The 18,249-nt window shown below is 63.1% G+C and carries 14 protein-coding genes; 11 read left to right on the top strand and 3 right to left on the bottom strand.

Translation table 11 applies throughout. From position 1 onward, the window contains the following. Positions 1–52 precede the first annotated feature (52 nt). A complete protein-coding gene (locus tag AB6O04_RS12845; RefSeq protein WP_368564388.1) occupies positions 53–601 on the top strand; it encodes a hypothetical protein in 549 nt (182 codons plus the stop codon). Positions 602–889: 288 nt separating this feature from the next. Here the strand turns inward: AB6O04_RS12845 and ilvD are convergent, their stop codons facing one another. Beyond that, a complete protein-coding gene (ilvD, locus tag AB6O04_RS12850; RefSeq protein WP_368564389.1) occupies positions 890–2,731 on the bottom strand; it encodes a dihydroxy-acid dehydratase in 1,842 nt (613 codons plus the stop codon). 427 nt (positions 2,732–3,158) lie between these two features. Between ilvD and ilvC the strand changes: the two genes are divergently transcribed. From ilvC to leuB, 8 genes are all read left to right on the top strand, one after another. After that, positions 3,159–4,184, top strand: a complete 1,026-nt coding sequence (gene ilvC, locus AB6O04_RS12855; RefSeq protein ID WP_368564390.1) for a ketol-acid reductoisomerase — start codon at positions 3,159–3,161, stop codon at positions 4,182–4,184. Further along, positions 4,181–5,911, top strand: a complete 1,731-nt coding sequence (gene ilvG, locus AB6O04_RS12860) for an acetolactate synthase 2 catalytic subunit (protein WP_368564392.1) — start codon at positions 4,181–4,183, stop codon at positions 5,909–5,911. The genes ilvC and ilvG overlap by 4 nt, the downstream gene beginning before the upstream one ends. After that, a complete protein-coding gene (locus AB6O04_RS12865; protein ID WP_368564393.1) occupies positions 5,895–6,149 on the top strand; it encodes an ACT domain-containing protein in 255 nt (84 codons plus the stop codon). The genes ilvG and AB6O04_RS12865 overlap by 17 nt, the downstream gene beginning before the upstream one ends. Positions 6,150–6,341: 192 nt before the next feature. After that, positions 6,342–7,463 carry a threonine dehydratase gene (locus AB6O04_RS12870; protein ID WP_368564394.1) on the top strand — a complete coding sequence of 374 codons (1,122 nt, stop codon included), beginning with the start codon at positions 6,342–6,344 and terminating at the stop codon, positions 7,461–7,463. Then, a complete protein-coding gene (locus tag AB6O04_RS12875; RefSeq protein WP_368564396.1) occupies positions 7,460–9,016 on the top strand; it encodes a 2-isopropylmalate synthase in 1,557 nt (518 codons plus the stop codon). The genes AB6O04_RS12870 and AB6O04_RS12875 overlap by 4 nt, the downstream gene beginning before the upstream one ends. A 52-nt stretch (positions 9,017–9,068) precedes the next feature. Further along, positions 9,069–10,493: a 3-isopropylmalate dehydratase large subunit gene (gene leuC / locus AB6O04_RS12880; RefSeq protein WP_368564397.1), complete on the top strand. Its 1,425-nt coding sequence runs from the start codon at positions 9,069–9,071 to the stop codon at positions 10,491–10,493. Then, positions 10,493–11,074: a 3-isopropylmalate dehydratase small subunit gene (gene leuD, locus AB6O04_RS12885; protein ID WP_368564398.1), complete on the top strand. Its 582-nt coding sequence runs from the start codon at positions 10,493–10,495 to the stop codon at positions 11,072–11,074. Before leuC ends, leuD begins: the two co-directional genes overlap by 1 nt. Continuing rightward, positions 11,064–12,152, top strand: coding sequence for a 3-isopropylmalate dehydrogenase (leuB, locus tag AB6O04_RS12890; RefSeq protein ID WP_368564400.1), 1,089 nt, complete (start codon positions 11,064–11,066; stop codon positions 12,150–12,152). The genes leuD and leuB overlap by 11 nt, the downstream gene beginning before the upstream one ends. A 222-nt stretch (positions 12,153–12,374) precedes the next feature. Here leuB and AB6O04_RS12895 read toward each other — a convergent pair whose 3' ends face one another. After that, a complete protein-coding gene (locus tag AB6O04_RS12895; RefSeq protein WP_368564401.1) occupies positions 12,375–15,539 on the bottom strand; it encodes an efflux RND transporter permease subunit in 3,165 nt (1,054 codons plus the stop codon). Between the two features lie 3 nt (positions 15,540–15,542). Continuing rightward, positions 15,543–16,679, bottom strand: coding sequence for an efflux RND transporter periplasmic adaptor subunit (locus tag AB6O04_RS12900; protein WP_368564403.1), 1,137 nt, complete (start codon positions 16,677–16,679; stop codon positions 15,543–15,545). 81 nt (positions 16,680–16,760) lie between these two features. Between AB6O04_RS12900 and AB6O04_RS12905 the strand changes: the two genes are divergently transcribed. After that, positions 16,761–17,426, top strand: a complete 666-nt coding sequence (locus AB6O04_RS12905; protein WP_368564404.1) for a TetR/AcrR family transcriptional regulator — start codon at positions 16,761–16,763, stop codon at positions 17,424–17,426. Positions 17,427–17,591: 165 nt separating this feature from the next. Further along, entirely contained in the window at positions 17,592–18,248 is a 657-nt protein-coding gene (locus AB6O04_RS12910; protein ID WP_368564406.1) for a protein-L-isoaspartate O-methyltransferase, read from the top strand. Position 18,249 lies beyond the last annotated feature (1 nt).

Here is an 18,249-nt window from a genome sequence, read left to right on the forward strand (position 1 = left end):
GACTCATTGACCACCGGTATCATCGGCTCAAGACCGCCTATCGGAGCCTGTCATGACCACTCGCCCCACCCGCACCATCCTGGTTGTCCTGCTTCTGTCATTGGCGGCTTGCGGCAAGCCGCCCGCCCCCACCGAGCAGACCGCTGGCGCACCCTCCACCCGCGTGCAGGCCACGGGAAAGCAAGCTGAAGACCTTGCGAGTGTTCCTGTCGAAGTTTTGGCAGCGGCAAAGGCCGCTCGTCCGCAGTTGCAAGTGACGGCTGTCGAACACGAGCAGCGCGATGGCAACGACTACTACGACGTTGCGGGCATGCTGGACGGCGCCGAGCTGGAATTGGATATCACCCGCATTGAGGGTAAGTGGACGGTGGTCGAAGTACAACGCGACCTAGTTGCCGAACAGGTGCCCGCACCGGTCGCCACAGCGCTAGCGAATGCAAATCCCGGGTTCAAAGCCAACCGCATCATCGAAAGCGATCAAGGCGATGGCATCGTCATCTACGAGTTCTTCGGTCCCGGCGAAAACGGCCCGGACACCAAGATCGAAGTTAAGAGCGACGGCAGCAAGGCCGAGGTGCTGACTTCGGAGTGGATTCATTGAGTCTACCGTCTGGTGGGTAAACGGCATTATTTGATTGGTAGGAGCGGCGTCCCGCCGCGAGCTCTTGCCGTCAGGTTGCGATATAAGCGAAGAGCGATTGAAGCCCCTTTGTTCAGCATATGGACGCACTGCGGCGCGCTCTTGATCTCGCACACCGAAGCGCTACCGGGGCGCGGGCGCGGAGCGGCGTCCCACCGCGAGCTCTTCGCTTCTATCGCGATCTGGCAGGAAGAGCTCGCGCCGGGACGGCGCTCCTACGCAATCATCCTGGAACGGTGACAATCGCCGTCAAACGCTGTCCAGCAGCGCACGGTCTCGCACCGCTCCCTTGTCGGCACTGGTAGCCAGAAGCGCATACGCCTTCAATGCCGTAGTGACCTTGCGGGTGCGCGGGTGCGCCGGCTTCCAGCCCTTCGCGTCCTGCTCCACACGTCGAGCCGCGAGCTCCTCTTCCGCAACCAGCAGATTGATGCCACGTTGCGGGATGTCGATGCGAATGCGGTCGCCGTCACGAACCAAACCGATCTCACCGCCGCCGGCCGCTTCCGGCGAAACATGGCCAATGGACAAGCCCGACGTACCGCCTGAAAAACGGCCATCGGTGAGCAGCGCACATTGTTTGCCCAGGCCCTTGGATTTCAGATAGCTGGTGGGGTACAGCATTTCCTGCATGCCCGGGCCGCCCTTGGGGCCTTCGTAACGGATCACCACCACGTTACCCGGTTTCACTTCATCGCTCAGGATGCCCTTCACCGCCGCGTCCTGACTCTCGTAAACACGCGCTGTGCCTTCGAAGACATGGATGGACTCGTCCACGCCCGCGGTCTTCACCACGCAACCGTCACGCGCGATGTTGCCGTACAGCACCGCCAGCCCGCCTTCCTGCGAGTACGCATGCGCCACATTGCGAATACAGCCTTCCTCGCGGTCGATATCCAGCGATGGCCAACGCGTCGATTGGCTGAAAGCGACTTGACTGGGAATGCCGGCGGGTCCAGCTTGATAAAACGTACGCACGTCCGCGTCCTGCGTGCCGGTGACGTCCCATTGCGCGATCGCTTCGCGCAGCGTCCGCGCGTGCACCGTGGCGGCATCGGTATGCAGCAGACCACCACGCGCCAGTTCGCCCAGGATCGCCATGATGCCGCCGGCGCGGTGCACGTCTTCGATGTGGTACTTCTGCGTGTTCGGCGCCACCTTGCAGAGTTGCGGTACGCGCCGCGACAAGCGGTCGATATCGCGCATACCGAACGGCACTTCGCCTTCCTGAGCGGCCGCCAGCAAATGCAAAATGGTGTTGGTGGAACCGCCCATGGCGATGTCCAGCGTCATCGCGTTCTCGAATGCCTCGAAGGTCGCGATGCCACGCGGCAATGCCGTCGGGTCCTCGGCGCCATACCAGCGATGACACAGTTCGACCGCAACACGCCCGGCGCGCAGGAACAACTGCTCACGATCCGAATGCGTCGCCACCACCGTGCCGTTGCCCGGCAACGACAAGCCTAATGCTTCAGTCAAACAGTTCATCGAGTTGGCGGTGAACATGCCCGAGCACGAGCCGCAAGTGGGACACGCGCTGCGTTCGACCGCAGCGACCTCTTCGTCGGATGCGTTGGGGTCGGCTGCCATCACCATCGCGTCGATCAGGTCCAGCTTGTGGTCGGCCAACTTGGTCTTGCCGGCTTCCATCGGTCCGCCGGATACGAACACAGTGGGAATGTTGAGCCGCAACGCGGCCATCAACATGCCCGGAGTGATCTTGTCGCAGTTGGAGATGCACACCAGCGCGTCCGCGCAGTGCGCGTTCACCATGTACTCCACCGAATCGGCGATCACCTCGCGGCTTGGCAGCGAATAAAGCATGCCGTCGTGGCCCATCGCGATACCGTCATCCACCGCGATGGTGTCGAACTCCTTGGCCACGCCGCCGACGCGTTCGATTTCACGTGCAACCAATTGCCCCAGATCCTTCAGGTGCACATGGCCAGGAACGAACTGGGTGAACGAGTTGGCGATGGCGATGATCGGCTTGTGGAAATCGCCGTCGGTCATGCCGGTGGCGCGCCACAGCGCGCGGGCACCGGCCATGTTGCGCCCGTGGGTAGAGGTCTTGGATCGGTATTCAGGCATGGTCTTCGTGTGGTGTTGCGAGGCATTGCGGGGCCGCGATTCTGCGGGTTTTTCATGGTTGCATTTGCAACCATCACCCAGCAAATAAGCCGGTCGTCAGGACATTACAGAAAATCGATCCGACTTGCTTGACAAGACGCAAACGGGCGTGTTTCTCTTGTCGCATGTTGCAACGCCACACGCTACTGCCCGACGCCGTGAAGACCGCGATGCCTGCGACCTCCATTCTCGTCCTCGTCCTTATTACCTTGCCCACAGGTGCGGGACGAACAGGCGTGTAAGCAGAAAACAACGCCAGATTCGCAAAACCCCGCACCGAAAGATGCGGGGTTTTTTATTGCCGCCAGTTTCTGTCCAGCAATCTGTTCAGCAATCACTATCCAACAACTTCTATCCACCAACTCGCGCTTCCAAGGAACTCCACGACATGACCACCGCCAACTCCCTCCCGCAACCCAAGATCGCCATCGTCGGCTACGGCAGCCAAGGCCGCGCGCACGCGCTCAACCTGCGCGAGTCCGGCTTCGATGTCACCGTCGGTCTGCGTCCCGGCGGCCCGACCGAGGCGAAGGCTCAAGCCGACGGTTTCGTGGTGAAGGCGCCCGCCGACGCGGTGAAGGATGCTGATCTAGTCGCCGTGCTGACGCCGGACATGGTGCAGAAGAACCTGTACTACGACGTGCTGGCGCCCAACATGAAACCCGGTGCCTGCCTGTTGTTCGCCCATGGCCTGAATGTGCATTACGGCCTGGTCACACCACGCGAGGATCTGGATGTGGTGCTGGTGGCACCGAAGGGTCCCGGCGCGCTGGTGCGTCGCGAATACGAAATCGGCCGTGGCGTGCCCTGCATCTACGCCGTCCAGCAAGACAAGAGCGGTACCGCTGAGCAGCTGGCATTGGCCTACGCCGCCGGCCTGGGCGGTGCGCGCGCCAACATCATCAAGACCACCTTCAAGGAAGAAACCGAAACCGATTTGTTCGGTGAACAGGCAGTGCTGTGCGGCGGCGCGTCCTCGCTGGTGCAGGCCGGTTTCGAAACGCTGGTGGAAGCCGGCTATCAGCCGGAAATCGCCTACTACGAAGTGCTGCACGAGCTGAAGCTGATCGTCGACCTGTTCTACGAAGGCGGCATCACCCGCATGCTGGAATTCGTGTCCGAGACCGCTCAGTACGGCGACTACGTCAGCGGCCCGCGGGTGATCGACGCTGGCACCAAAGCGCGCATGAAGGACATCCTGACCGACATCCAGGACGGCACGTTCACCAAGAATTGGGTCGCCGAATACGAAGCCGGCCTACCGAACTACAAGAAGTTCAAGCAGGCCGACCTGGACCACCCGATCGAAGTGGTCGGCAAGAAGCTGCGCGCCAAGATGGTGTGGCTGCAGGCCAATGCCTCGCAGCCGGACGCCGATGACGCCACAGCTAGCGCCCGGGCCGCCGCCGCATGAACGCCGCCGCTGCCACTGCCACGATCCCGTGCAATGGCGCCCGCTGGCTGACCCGCGCCCTGGAAGCCGAGGGCGTGGAGACGCTGTTCGGCTATCCGGGCGGCACCATCATGCCGTTCTACGACGCGCTGGTGGATTCCAAGCTGCGCCACATCCTGGTGCGGCATGAGCAGGGCGCAGCGCTGGCAGCGAACGGTTACGCACGGGCCAGCGGCAAAGTCGGCGTCTGCGTGGCCACGTCCGGCCCGGGCGCATCGAATCTGGTCACCGGCATCGCCGACGCGATGCTGGATTCGGTGCCGATGGTCTGCCTGACCGGACAAGTGGCCACGGGATTGATGGGCACCGATGCGTTCCAGGAACTGGACGTGTTCGGTCTGACGCTGCCCATCGTCAAACACAGCTTCATCGCACGCCGGGTGGACGATCTGCCGCGGATCGTGAGCGAAGCGTTCCGCATAGCGCGCGAAGGCCGGCCGGGCCCCGTGCTGATCGATCTGCCCAAGGACGTGCAGATGACCGATGCCTCGCATCTGCCCGACCACGTGCCCGCGTCGGTGGATCCGCCAGCGGCACCGGAGGATGTGGCGCTGGCCGAAGCCTTGGCGGCGATCGCCGGTGCTGAAAAACCGGTGATTTACGGTGGTGGCGGCATCGCGTTGGCCGAAGCAGTAGATGCCTTCCGCCAGTTCGTCGACGTCACCCAGATTCCCACGGTGCTGACGCTGCGCGGCTTGGGCGCCCTGCCCAGCCAGCATCCGCATTACCTGGGCATGCTGGGCATGCACGGCACGCGCGCCGCGAATATGGCAGTGCAGGAGTCGGACCTGCTGATCGTGGTGGGCGCGAGATTCGATGATCGCGCCACTGGCAAGCTGGCCGAGTTCGCGCCTTTCGCGCGCGTGCTGCATCTGGATGCCGACGCATATGAGATTTCCAAACTGAGGAAGGCCGACATTGCCGTTCCTGGCGATGTCGCCATCAGCCTGCGTGCATTGTCCGCCGCACGCAGCACTTGCGAAGACTGGCGCAAGCGCTGCTATCAGCACCGCGAGAAATTCGGTTTCCGCTACGACGCTCCGGGTAGCGACATCTATGCGCCTGGCCTGCTGAAGCGGCTGAGCGAAGTGGCGCCTGCCGACACGATCATCGCCTGCGACGTCGGCCAGCATCAGATGTGGGTGGCGCAGCACTGCAAGTTCGAGCATCCGCGCAATCACCTGACCAGCGGCGCGCTGGGCACGATGGGTTTTGGCCTGCCGGCCGCGATGGGCGCGCAGTTCGCGTGTCCCGATCGCACCGTCGTACTGGTCAGCGGCGACGGCAGCTTCATGATGAACGTGCAGGAGCTGACCACCATCGCCCGTTGCAAGCTGCCGGTGAAGATCGTGCTGTTGGACAACAGCGCCTTGGGCATGGTGCGCCAGTGGCAGGAACTGTTCTTTGCCGAGCGCTACAGCGAGATCGATCTTTCGGATAACCCCGACTTCGCCGCACTGGCGCAAGTGTTCGGCATACCGGCACGCAGGATCGATCTGCGTAGCCAAGTCGAAGATGGTTTGAAGGAATTACTGGCTCAGCCCGGTCCCGCCTTGCTGCACGTCGCTATCGACATCAAGGCCAACGTCTGGCCACTGGTGCCGCCCAACCACGCCAACAGCTCGATGCTGGACGCCAACCCCGCCAAACCAAACCCGGAGCCGACGACTCATGCGATACCGGCTTGACCTGGTGTTGAAGCCAGCCGAAGGCGCGTTGACTCGCGTGATCGGCATGGCCGAACGCCGCGGCTTCACCCCGCAGGCGATCAGCGGCGAACCCGCGGCCGCGGATGGCCGCTGGCGCTTGCAACTGGTGGTGGACGGCAACCGCCCCGCCGAAACCCTGCGCCTGCAGATGCAGAAGATCTATGACTGTGAGTCGGTGGAGATCACGGTGGTGGAGATGGCGGAGGCTGTGCTGTGACTGCGTGCAGAAGCGGGAACGGGGAACAGGGAACAGGGAATGAAAGTTTCCGTGTTGCTGAGGCGATGCGTGCCCGTCCAGGCGCATACAAGGCTTTCGCGTTTGTCGCTCCTACCGTCCGGAGGAGTCTTCTCCAACCGTTACCCGTACGCTCCCATTCCCCGTTCCCCGTTCCCCGTTCCCGGCTTCCCAGTGCCTGACAGCCAAGCCCCCGCCAGCAACGACCCGGACGTCGGCGACGTCGTCGTTACCGTGGGTGATGTGCTGGCGGCGCAGGCGCGGTTGCGGCGGTATCTGCCGCCTACGCCGCTGCATCACGCTGAACGCTTCGGCGTGATGTTGAAACTGGAAAACCTGCAGCGCACCGGTTCGTACAAGGTGCGCGGCGCCTTGAATGCGCTGCTGGCAGGACGCGAGCGTGGCGACCGCCGCCCGGTGATCGCCGCTTCCGCCGGTAACCACGCGCAGGGATTGGCTTGGGCTGCGTATCGTTTGGGTGTGCAGGCCATCACCGTAATGCCGCATGGTGCACCGGAAACCAAGATCGCCGGCGTGGCGCATTGGGGCGCCACCGTGCGCCAGCATGGCAACAGTTATGACGAAGCGTTCCAGTTCGCCAAAGAATTGGCCGAACAAAATGGCTATCGGTTCCTGTCCGCGTTCGACGATCCGGATGTGATCGCCGGGCAAGGCACTGTAGGCATCGAGATCGCACCGTATGCGCCGGACGTGGTCATTGTTCCCATTGGCGGCGGCGGCTTGGCATCCGGTGTCGCCCTGGCGCTGAAATCGCAGGGCGTTCGTGTCGTCGGCGCGCAGGTGGAAGGCGTGGACTCGATGGTGCGCGCACTGAAAGGCGATACCGCACCGAAAGATCCTGTGGCTTCACTGGCCGACGGCGTGCGCGTCAAGGTCCCCGGCTTCATCACCCGCCGCCTGTGCGCCAATTTTCTGGACGATATCGTCATCGTCCGCGAAGCAGAATTGCGCGAGACGCTGGTGCGTCTGGCACTGGAAGAACATGTCATCGCCGAAGGTGCCGGTGCACTGGCGTTGGCTGCTGGACGCCGCGTCGCCGGACGCCGCAAATGTGCGGTGGTCTCCGGCGGCAACATCGATGCGTCCGTTTTGGCGCGTTTGCTGTCGGAAGTCCGTCCGCGGCCGCCGCGCAAACCGCGCCGGCGTACCGCAGAAGCGGAACCATCGCTTACGGCTTCCACTCCTATCCCCCTATCCCCCATCCCCGCAGCACCGCCGAAGGCCCGTCGCCTCTCCGTCGCAGTAGCAGCAGTAGAAGAGGAATCTACCTGGTGAATACATCATCGCAAACGCCAAACCCCGCCCACGTCCGTATCTTCGATACCACGCTGCGCGACGGCGAACAGTCCCCCGGCTGCAGCATGCAGCCTTCGCAGAAGCTGGTGATGGCACGCGCCCTGGCTGATCTTGGCGTGGATGTCATCGAGACAGGCTTCCCCGCCAGCTCGCAATCCGACCGTGAAGCCGCTGACCTGATCGGCAAGGAACTGCGTGATACCACCTTGTGCGTGTTGTCGCGCTGCCGCGAAAACGACATCCAAGTGTCCGCGCGCGCGCTGGAAGGCACGGCCAAGCCGCGCATCCATCTGTTCCTGTCCACCAGTCCGCTGCACCGGGAACACAAGCTGCGCATGAGCAAGCAGCAGGTGCTGGACTCAGTAATCAAGAATGTCGCCTACGCGCGCACCTTCGCCGAGGATGTCGAGTTCTCCGCCGAAGACGCGCTGCGTACCGAAGAGGACTTCCTGGCCGAGGTTATCGCCGCGGCTATCGCGGCGGGCGCCGGCACCATCAATCTGCCGGACACCGTCGGTTACACCACACCGAACGAAATCCGCGGCTTGTTCCAGCGCATGATCGCCACTGTGCCAGGCGCCAAGAACGTGGTGTTCAGTGCGCACTGCCATAACGATCTGGGCCTGGCCGTCGCCAACTCACTGGCCGCCATCGAGGGCGGTGCGCGGCAGGTGGAATGTGCGGTCAATGGCATCGGCGAGCGCGCCGGCAACTGCGCGCTGGAAGAAGTGGTCATGGCGTTGAAAGTACGCGGTGCCTTTTTCGATGCCGATACTCGCATCGACACGCAGCGCATCGTGTCCACCTCGCAGTTGTTGTCGCGGCTGGTCGGCATGCCTGTCCAGCGCAACAAGGCGGTGGTCGGCGCCAATGCGTTCGCCCACGAAGCCGGTATCCATCAGCATGGCATGCTGCGTCACCGCGGCACCTACGAGATCATGCGCCCGGAAGATGTGGGCTGGCCGTCGTCGCAAATGGTCCTGGGCCGCCACAGCGGCCGCGCCGCGGTCGAGCAACGGTTGCGGGCGCTGGGTTACCTGCTGGAAGAATCGGAACTGGATCTGGTCTTCGCCGATTTCAAAGCACTGTGCGAACGCCAGCGCGTGGTGGAAGACGCCGACCTGCAGGCGATGATGCAGGACGGCGCCAACACCGAAGGCTATCGCCTGGCCTCGATGACCGTCAGTGATGTCGGTCACCGGGCCAGCGCGCAGGTCGAATTGTCGGCGCCGGATGGTGAGCGCGTAGCGGAATCGGCCGAGGGCGATGGTCCGGTCGACGCATTGTTCGCCGCATTGTCCTCGGCGACCGGTGTGGACCTGAAGCTGGAAAGCTATCAGGTGCACAGCGTCGGCCTTGGCGCGGATGCGCGCGGCGAAGCCAACCTCAGCGTTCGCTACGAAGATCAGGAATACGAAGGCACTGGCACCAGTCCCGACATCATCGAAGCCAGCGCCCTGGCTTGGTTGGACGTCGCCAACCGTCTGCTGCGTCAGCGTCGCGCTGCGCAGCAAGAGATGGTGGCGGCGTGATGGAAGGTACTTTCATCGCCTCCGCAAACACTCGTTCGACCGGATCCAACTCATGAGTTCGCTACCACGTACTCTGTTCGACAAACTGTGGGACGCCCACGTCGTCACCCCCGAAAGCGACGCCGCGCCCGCCGTGCTGTACATCGACCTGCACCTGATTCACGAGGTCACTTCGCCGCAAGCCTTTACCGAGCTCGCCTCGCGCGGGTTGAAGCCGCGTCGCCCCGATCTGACCAAGGCGACGATGGACCATTCCACCCCGACGCTGCCGGCCGGCGCCGACGGCAAACTGCCGTACTACACGAAAGCGTCGGAAGCCCAGGTGGATATGCTGGCGCGCAATTGCGTCGAATACGGCATCGAGCTGTTCGACCTGGGTTCGGCCCATCGCGGCATCGTCCATGTCATTGCGCCGGAATTGGGTTTCACCCAGCCCGGCATGACGATCGTTTGTGGCGACAGCCACACCTCCACACATGGTGCGTTCGGCGCCCTGGCGTTCGGTATCGGCACCAGCGAGGTCGGCCACGTGCTGGCCACGCAATGCCTGCTGCAGCGCAAGGCCAAGACCATGTCGATCACGGTCGACGGTGAATTGTCGCCTGGGGTCGGCGCCAAGGACGTCATCCTGCACATCATCGGCGTCATCGGCGTCAACGGCGGCACCGGTCACGTCATCGAATACGGCGGGTCGACCATCCGTGCGATGGACATGGAGCAGCGCATGACACTGTGCAACATGTCGATCGAAGCCGGCGCCCGCGCCGGCATGGTGGCGCCGGACGAGACGACGTTCGCATGGTTGGCCAACGCCCCGCGCGCGCCCAAAGGCGAAGCATTCGAAGCAGCCAAGGCACGCTGGTCGCAGCTGCACAGCGACGATGGTGCGCACTTCGATGTCGAAGTCCGGATCGATGCGCGCGACATTCGCCCGACGCTGACATGGGGCACACATCCCGGCACCGCCATCGCAGTGGATAAACCCATTCCGGCCGCGAATGACGCCGCTGCGCAGAAGTCGTTGGACTACATGGCGTTCGAATCCGGCCATGCATTGGAAGGCACGCCGGTGGACGTGGTGTTCGTAGGCTCTTGCACCAACGGCCGCTTGACCGACATGCGCGAAGTCGCTTCGGTGCTGAACGGACGCAAGATCGATGCGCGCGTGCGCATGCTGGTGGTGCCGGGTTCGGAACAGGTCAAGCGCCAGGCCGAAGCCGAAGGCATCGATGTGATCGTCCGCGCCGCGGGTGCGGAATGGCGCGAACCCGGCTGCTCGATGTGTATCGCGATGAACGGCGATCTGGTGGCGCCTGGCCAACTGGCGGTCAGCACCAGCAATCGTAATTTCGAAGGCCGCCAAGGGCCCGGTTCGCGCACTCTGCTGGCGTCGCCTTTGACAGCGGCATGGGCGGCAGTGAATGGCCGCGTCAGCGACCCTCGCGAGTTGTTCGCCGGTCAGAAGGAGGTAGCGTGATGTCCGGCTTCAAGGCACTGAAATCTAAAAGCGTGGTCTTGCGCGAAACCAACATCGACACCGACCAGATCATTCCTGCCCGCTTTCTGTCCACCACCGAGCGCACCGGCCTGGGCAAGCACGCCTTCAACGATTGGCGTTGGCAGGCCGATGGTTCGCCCAATCCGGTTTTTCCATTCAATCAGCCTGAGAATGCCGGCCGCAACATTTTGTTGGCCGGGCGGAATTTCGGCTGCGGCTCCTCGCGCGAGCATGCGCCCTGGGCGCTCACCGACCTGGGTCTGCGCGCGGTGATCAGCAGTGAGATCGCCGACATTTTCCGCAACAACAGCCTGAAGAACGGGCTGCTGCCGATCGTGCTGGAGGAGGAGATCGTGCAATCGCTGATGGCGCGGCCCGACGATGAGCTGGTCGTTGATATCGCCACGCGCGAACTGCGTGCTCCTGACGGTTCCATATTTACTTTCCCGCTGGATTCCTTTGCTCAGACCTGCCTGATCGAAGGGGTCGACGAAATGGGCTATCTGCTGGCCCGCCATTCCGATATCGCAACCTATGAGGCAACCCGCTATGCACGCTGAGATCGCCGTTCTGCCGGGCGATGGCATCGGCCCCGAAGTCGTCGCCGCCGCGCTGTCGGTGCTGCGCACCGTCGCGCGCCGCTACGGCCATACTTTCGAATTCGGGGAATACGATATCGGTGGTATCGCCATCGATAGAACCGGCGAACCCCTGCCCGCGGCCACGCTGGAGGCATGTCGCAAGGCCGACGCAGTGCTGCTCGGTGCGGTAGGCGGTCCCAAGTGGTCCGATCCCAACGCCAAGGTCCGTCCGGAACAAGGTCTGCTTGCGTTGCGCAAAGGCTTGGGCCTGTTCGCCAATCTGCGGCCGGTACGCCCGCATGCCGCTGCCTTGAACGCGTCGCCCATCAAGCCGCACCTGCTCACCGGCGTGGACATCATGGTGGTGCGCGAGCTGACCGGGGGCATTTATTTCGGCGAGAAGACGCGCAGCGCGGAAAGCGCCAGTGACCTGTGCACCTACAGTAAGGCCGAGATCGAACGCGTTGTCCGCAGCGCGTTCAAACTTGCGCGCCAGCGCCGCGGTTACCTGGTATCGGTCGACAAGGCCAACGTACTGGAAACCTCGCGCCTGTGGCGCGATGTGACCGCACGCATCGGTCGCGAAGAGTTCCCCGATGTGAAACTGGAACACGTGCTGGTGGACGCCATGGCGATGCACCTGCTGTCCAAGCCGCGCGAGTACGACGTGATCGTCACCGAGAATATGTTCGGCGACATCCTGACCGACGAAGCGTCGATGCTGGCCGGTTCGTTGGGGCTACTGCCCTCGGCATCGCTAGGCGATGGCAAGATCGGCCTGTACGAACCTATCCACGGTTCCGCGCCGGACATTGCCGGCAAGGGCATCGCCAACCCTTACGCCACCATCCTGAGCTGCGCCATGCTGCTGCGTCATTCTCTGGGTCTGTACGACGAAGCCGAATGCCTGGAACGTGCCGTGGATGGCGCATTGAATGCCCAGGCTTTCACCGCCGACTTGGCGTCGAACGGCCGTGGCATTTCCACCAGCGCCGCCGCGCAGGCCGTCATCGAACAGATGCAGGCGCATTGTTATGTGGCGGAGCTGCGGGACTGATAGCTTGTAGGTGGCGGAGTCCGCCACCTACATCGGAGCGCTTCACATAGAGCCGAGATCCTATGTTGACCGTCAACCGTAATGGCGGCACAGCGTCCTTGTGGGAGCGACTCCGAGTCTTTCTAGAGCCGAGCTTACTCGGCTGAGTGTCTTCTGAGCCATTGCGCTAAGCGCAGCGGAGCAAGCTCCGCTACGTCGCTCCGACCACAGGTACGGAATTCCTCAGCCCACCGCCTCATCCGGCTTCACCTTGAACCAAGCCGCGTACAGCGCCGGCAGGAACAACAGCGTCAGCACCGTTGCCACGGTAAGACCACCCATGATCGCCACCGCCATCGGCCCGAAGAAGGCGCTGCGCGACAGCGGGATCATCGCAAGCACCGCCGCCAGCGCCGTCAGCACGATGGGACGGAAGCGGCGCACGGTGGCATCAATGATCGCGTGCCAACGGTCGTGGCCGGCATCGATATCCTGCTGAATCTGATCCACCAGGATCACCGAGTTGCGCATGATCATGCCGGCCAATGCGATGGTTCCCAGCAGGGCGACGAAGCCGAATGGCACACGGAAGATCAGCAGCGCCAACGTCACACCGATCAGGCCCAGCGGGGCAGTCAGCATCACCAGGGCCATTCGCGAGAAGCCACGCAGCTGCAGCATCAGCAAGGTCGCGACCACCAGCAGGAACAGCGGCATGCCCGCCTGGATCGAGTCCTGGCCGCGCGCGGAATCTTCCACCGTTCCACCAGTCTCCAGCAAGTAACCCTGCGGTAGCTGTGCGCGCACTTCTTCCAACGTGGGCAGTATCTGCGCCACCACCGTGGGCGGTGTCAGTCCGTCCCTGATGTCGGCGCGGACAGTGACCGTGGGCAGGCGATCGCGGTGCCAGATGATGCCATCCTCGAAGGCGTACTCCAGATTGGCGATCTGCGACAACGGCACGCTGCCGCCGGTACTGGTCGGCACCGCCAGACTACCCAGCAAATCCAGCCGTGTGCGTTCCTCTTCCGGGCCCCGCAGCAGGATTTCAACCAGTTCGTTGTCTTCGCGATACGTGCTGACCGACAGGCCCGACAGCGAACTTGTCAGGAACTGCGACACATGGGCGGTACTGACACCCAAAGCACGCGCGCGCTGCTGATCGATGTTCAGGCGCACGATCTTGCTCGGCTCGTCCCAGTCCAGATTGACGTTGGACACATGCGCATTGGCACGCACCTTCTCCGCCACCTGTTGGGCCAGCGCTTGCACCCGCTCGATATGTTCACCGGACACACGGAACTGCACCGGATAACCGACCGGCGGCCCGTTCTCGAGCCGAGTGACGCGGAACTGCAGCTCCGGGAATTGCCGCGCCACGTCGTTGATCAACCACTCACGAATTTCCTCGCGTGCAACGGCGTCGCTCGTCAGCACTACGAACTGGGAGAAGTTTGCTTGTGGCAGCTGCTGGTCCAGCGGCAGGTAGAACCGCGGCGAACCGGTGCCCACGTAGGCGACGTAGTTCTGGATGCCGTCGCGCTTGGCCAGCAGTTTCTCAAGTTGCTTGGCTTGCGCTTCCGTGGTCCGCAACGAACTGCCTTCGGGCAATTCCAGGTCCACCATCAATTCGGGCCGGACCGAATCCGGAAAGAACTGCTGTGGCACGAAGCGGAACATCACGATGGACAACACGAACGCGGCCACGGTCAGACCAATCACCAGCCATCGATGGCGCAGGCAGGCATCGAGCAGTTTGCGGAAACGCTGGTAGAACGGCCGCTGATATGGATCATGGTCGTGTGCGTCATGAGCCTTGGGCGCCAGCACGCCGGAAAAAGCCGGATAACGATCGGCCAGATTCGTGCGCAGCGAGTGCCAGCGCGCGGCCAGCGAACCCGGCTTGGGCGGCCGCGGCTGGCCCATATCCGGCAACATCTTGTCGCCCAGGTATGGAATGAACAGCACTGCGGCAATCCACGACACCACCAGCGCAATCGTCACGACTTGGAATAGCGAGCGCGTGTATTCGCCGGTACTGGACGCCGCGGTGGCGATCGGCAGGAACCCGGCCGCGGTGACCAAAGTGCCAGTCAGCATCGGGAATGCGGTCGACTCATAGGCAAAGCTCGCCGCCTTCAGGCGGTCGAAGCCCTGCTCCATTTTTATCGCCATCATCTCCACCGCAATGATCGCGTCATCCACCAGCAAACCCAGCGCCAGCACCAGCGCGCCCAGCGAAATCTTATGCAGGCCGATGCCGAAGTAATGCATCACCGCGAATGTCATCGCGAGCACCAACGGAATCGACACCGCCACCACCAGGCCGGTCCGAAGACCCAGCGAGAAGAAACTGACCAGCAGAACGATCACCACCGCCTCGGTCAGCACCTTGACGAACTCGCCCACCGACTCCTGGACCGCGTGCGGCTGGTCGGACACCTTGCGCAGCTCCATGCCCATCGGCAGCGTCTTCTGCAGGCGCTGGAACTCCTGCTCCAAGGTCTCGCCCAGCCTCAAAATGTCGCCGCCGTCTTTCATCGCCACCGCGATGCCAATCGCTTCCTGGCCCATGAAGCGCATTTTCGGCGCGGCGGGATCGGCGAAGCCACGCTTCACCTCGGCAATATCGCCCAAGCGAATGGTGCGATCACCGGCACGGATAGGAAAATCGCGAATCTCTTCCACCGATTCGAACTCGCCACTGACGCGCAACCGCACGCGGTCGCTGACCGTTTCGAAAAACCCCGCGTTGGTGACGGCGTTCTGTTCATCGACAGCCTGCTGGACCGCCGTCAGCGGAATGCCGAGCGTGGCCAGCTTGGTGTTGGACAGCTCGATCCAGATCTTCTCGTCTTGCAATCCGACCAGCTCGACTTTGCCTACGTCATCGACGCGTTGCAGTTCCAGCTGCACGCGATCGGCGTAATCCTTCATCACCGCGTAGTCGAATCCTTCACCGGTCAGCGCATAGATATTGCCGAAAGTGTCGCCGAACTCATCGTTGAAGAACGGCCCCACCACGCCTTGCGGCAATGTCGCGCGGATGTCGCCGACTTTCTTGCGCACCTGGTACCAGAGCTCGGGTATGTCTTTGGCCCCCAGGGAATCGCGGGCAGCGAAGATCACCTGCGATTCGCCCGGGCGCGAGTACGAGCGGATGAACTCGTACTTGCCGGTCGTCATCAACGCCTTTTCCACGCGCTCGGTGACTTGCCTGGAAACTTCCTCCGCCGTGGCGCCCGGCCACACCGTCCGCACCACCATCACCTTGAAGGTGAAAGGAGGATCTTCGGACTGGCCCAGGTGCCGATACGACCAGGCACCGATCAGGCCGAGCACGATCATCGCGAACAGCACCAGGCTGCGATTGGTCAGCGCCCACTCGGAGAGATTGAAACGGCGCATGGCTCATTCCGCCTTTACAGAAGCGGTTGCGTTAGCCGCTGGTTTCAGCAGCGGCCGATTGTTCCGATCCACCGGGGTCACCGGCTGACCCTCGCGCAACAGATGGCCGCCGCCGGCAACCACCCAATCGCCCGCCGTGACGCCCGACAACACCGGCGCGCTGGTTTCGCCATAGCGCCCCAGCTTTACCGGCCGCTGGCTGACCTTGCCGGTCTGCCGTTCGACCACCCACACCGCCGTGCTGCCGTTCTTTCCACGCTGCACCGCCGACAATGGCAACGTCAGCGCGGCCTTGGTGCCGTTCTCCTGCACGTAGACGCGCGCGCTCTGGCCAAGCTCGACCGAATCGGCGGCATCGCTCGCCAAGCTGACGCGCGCCGCATATGTGCGTGTCTGCGGATCGGCAGCGGGAGAGATTTCGCGAATCACACCGGACAGGCGGCGGTCCGGGTCGTTCCACAATTCCACCATCACCGGCTGGCCCACGCTGAAGTCGCGGATGCGGTTTTCCGGCAGGCCGATCGCCACCTCGCGACTGCCATCCGCCGCCAAGGTGTAGATGGTCTGGCCCGCGGCGACCACCTGGCCCGCTTCTACCTGACGGCTGGCGATCACGCCATCGCGTGGCGCCCGCAGCTGCGAGTAAGCGGCTTGATTCTCGGCGACATCCATCTGCGCGCGCGCCGCGCGGGCCTGGCCTTCCGCCGCCTTGTAGGCAGCTACTTGGGCGTCATAGGCGGAGCGGCTGACCATTTGCTGGTCGACCAACGTGGCGAAGCGGTCGCGATCGCCGCGAGCGCGGGCCAGATCGGCTTCGGCGGCTGCCAGTTGGGCTTGCGCGGCTTGCGCCTGCAGGCTCAGGTCATCCGGATCCAGCAGCGCCAGCACTTCGCCACGCCGCACTCGCGCGCCGGTGTCCACATTGCGCCGGACCAGATTGCCACCGACGCGGAAGGACAACGCGCTCTCTTCCCGTGCACGGATCTCGCCGGCGTAAGCCGAGAGCGCCGCTTCGGCGCCGCCGCCCGGCGTCACCACCAAGGCCGGCCGCGGGGCTTCCGCCGTCTTGTCGCCGCCCCCGCAAGCGGAGAGTCCTGCCACGATGAATAAGAACAAACTGTTCCAGCGCATGCTTGGCATAACCGCTCCGTCGCGATTCGATAATTAGTGGACTTGGCGGTATAGTATAAATATCGAACCGAGTAGTCTAGTATTCAATTCATGGTCAGTCCCATCTCCCCCGCCAATCGCAAGGCCGACATCAAATCCGCCACCGGACCCGGCCGACCCAAGGACTTGAGCAAACGCGCATCCATTCTGGAAGCCGCCAAGCGCCTGTTCGCGCGCGAGGGTTTTGCCGGCGTCAGCATGGATCAGATCGCGGCCGAGGCCGGCGTATCCAAGCTGACCGTATATAGCCATTTTGGCGACAAGGAAGCGTTGTTCCGCGCCGCGATCCAAGCCAAATGCGAAGAGATGCTGCCCCAGGACCTTTTCCAACTGGAGCTGAGGGGCAGCCTGCGCAATCAGCTGAAAGCCATCGCGACCGCGTTCTTTGCGCTGATCACCAGCGACGAGGCCATCAGTACCCATCGGATGATGCTGACGCCGGGCAATACCGACGACACGCTGAAAAGGATCTTCTGGGAGGCCGGCCCGCAACGCACCCACGATGCGTTTTCGGCATTTCTGCAGGCGCGGGTGGACAACCGGGAATTGGACATCCCCGATGTGAGGCGTGCATCGGAACAGTTTTTCACCCTGATCAAGGGCGAACTGCATGGCCGGATGATGTGCGGCCTGTGCGACAAGCCGGCGCGCGGCGACGTCAGCAGCCATATCGACGCTACCGTGGATATGTTCCTGCGGGCCTATGGACCTCGCTGAGACCCTCCAGGCGCTGTTTCCGGAAATGGATCCGAACATGCCCCCGGAGGTGGCGGTGACTTCCGGCACTGCGCGCCTTGGGTTCCAGCCGCGATCCTTGCGCAGCGCCATGAAGGCTGTGCCCGGTAAACTGTGCGGCCCAGCTCCCCGCGTCGGATAACCCTTATGACGATCGATTACACCCTAGCCCGCGAAATGATGGTGGAACAGCAGGTGCGTCCCTGGGACGTACTGGATGGCCGCGTGCTGGAAACGCTGTCCACCGTGCCGCGCGAGATATTCGTGCCTGAAATACATCGCGCACTAGCGTATGCCGACCTGGAAATTCCGCTGGGCCACGGCGACAAGATGATGAAGCCCGTCGTCGAAGGGCGCACCTTGCAAGCGCTGAAACTGCAGGCCGATGAGGATGTGCTGGAAATCGGCACTGGCAGCGGTTATCTCAGCGCATGTCTGGGCAGCCTGGGCCGTGAAGTGGTCAGCCTGGAGATTCGTCCCGAGTTCGCTGCAGCTGCGCGCGCGCGGCTGGATGCGCGGCAGCTGGGTGGCAACGTCCGTATCGAGATCGCCGACGCTCTCCAGTACGAAACGGACCGCCGTTTCGACGCGGTCTGCGTGACCGGCGCCGTGGCGGCCATTCCAGCGCGGTTCGCACAATGGCTGCGGCCTGGCGGCCGCTTGTTCGTCGTCCGCGGCCATTCGCCGGCCATGGAAGCGGTGCTGCAGGTCAACGATGTCAACGGACCGCGCATCGAATCGTTGTTTGAGACCGATATCCCCTACCTTGTCGGTGCCGCCCCGGCCCCACAGTTCGTTTTCTAAT

Source organism: Pseudoxanthomonas sp. UTMC 1351 (assembly GCF_040948865.1).
GTDB lineage: Bacteria > Pseudomonadota > Gammaproteobacteria > Xanthomonadales > Xanthomonadaceae > Pseudoxanthomonas_A.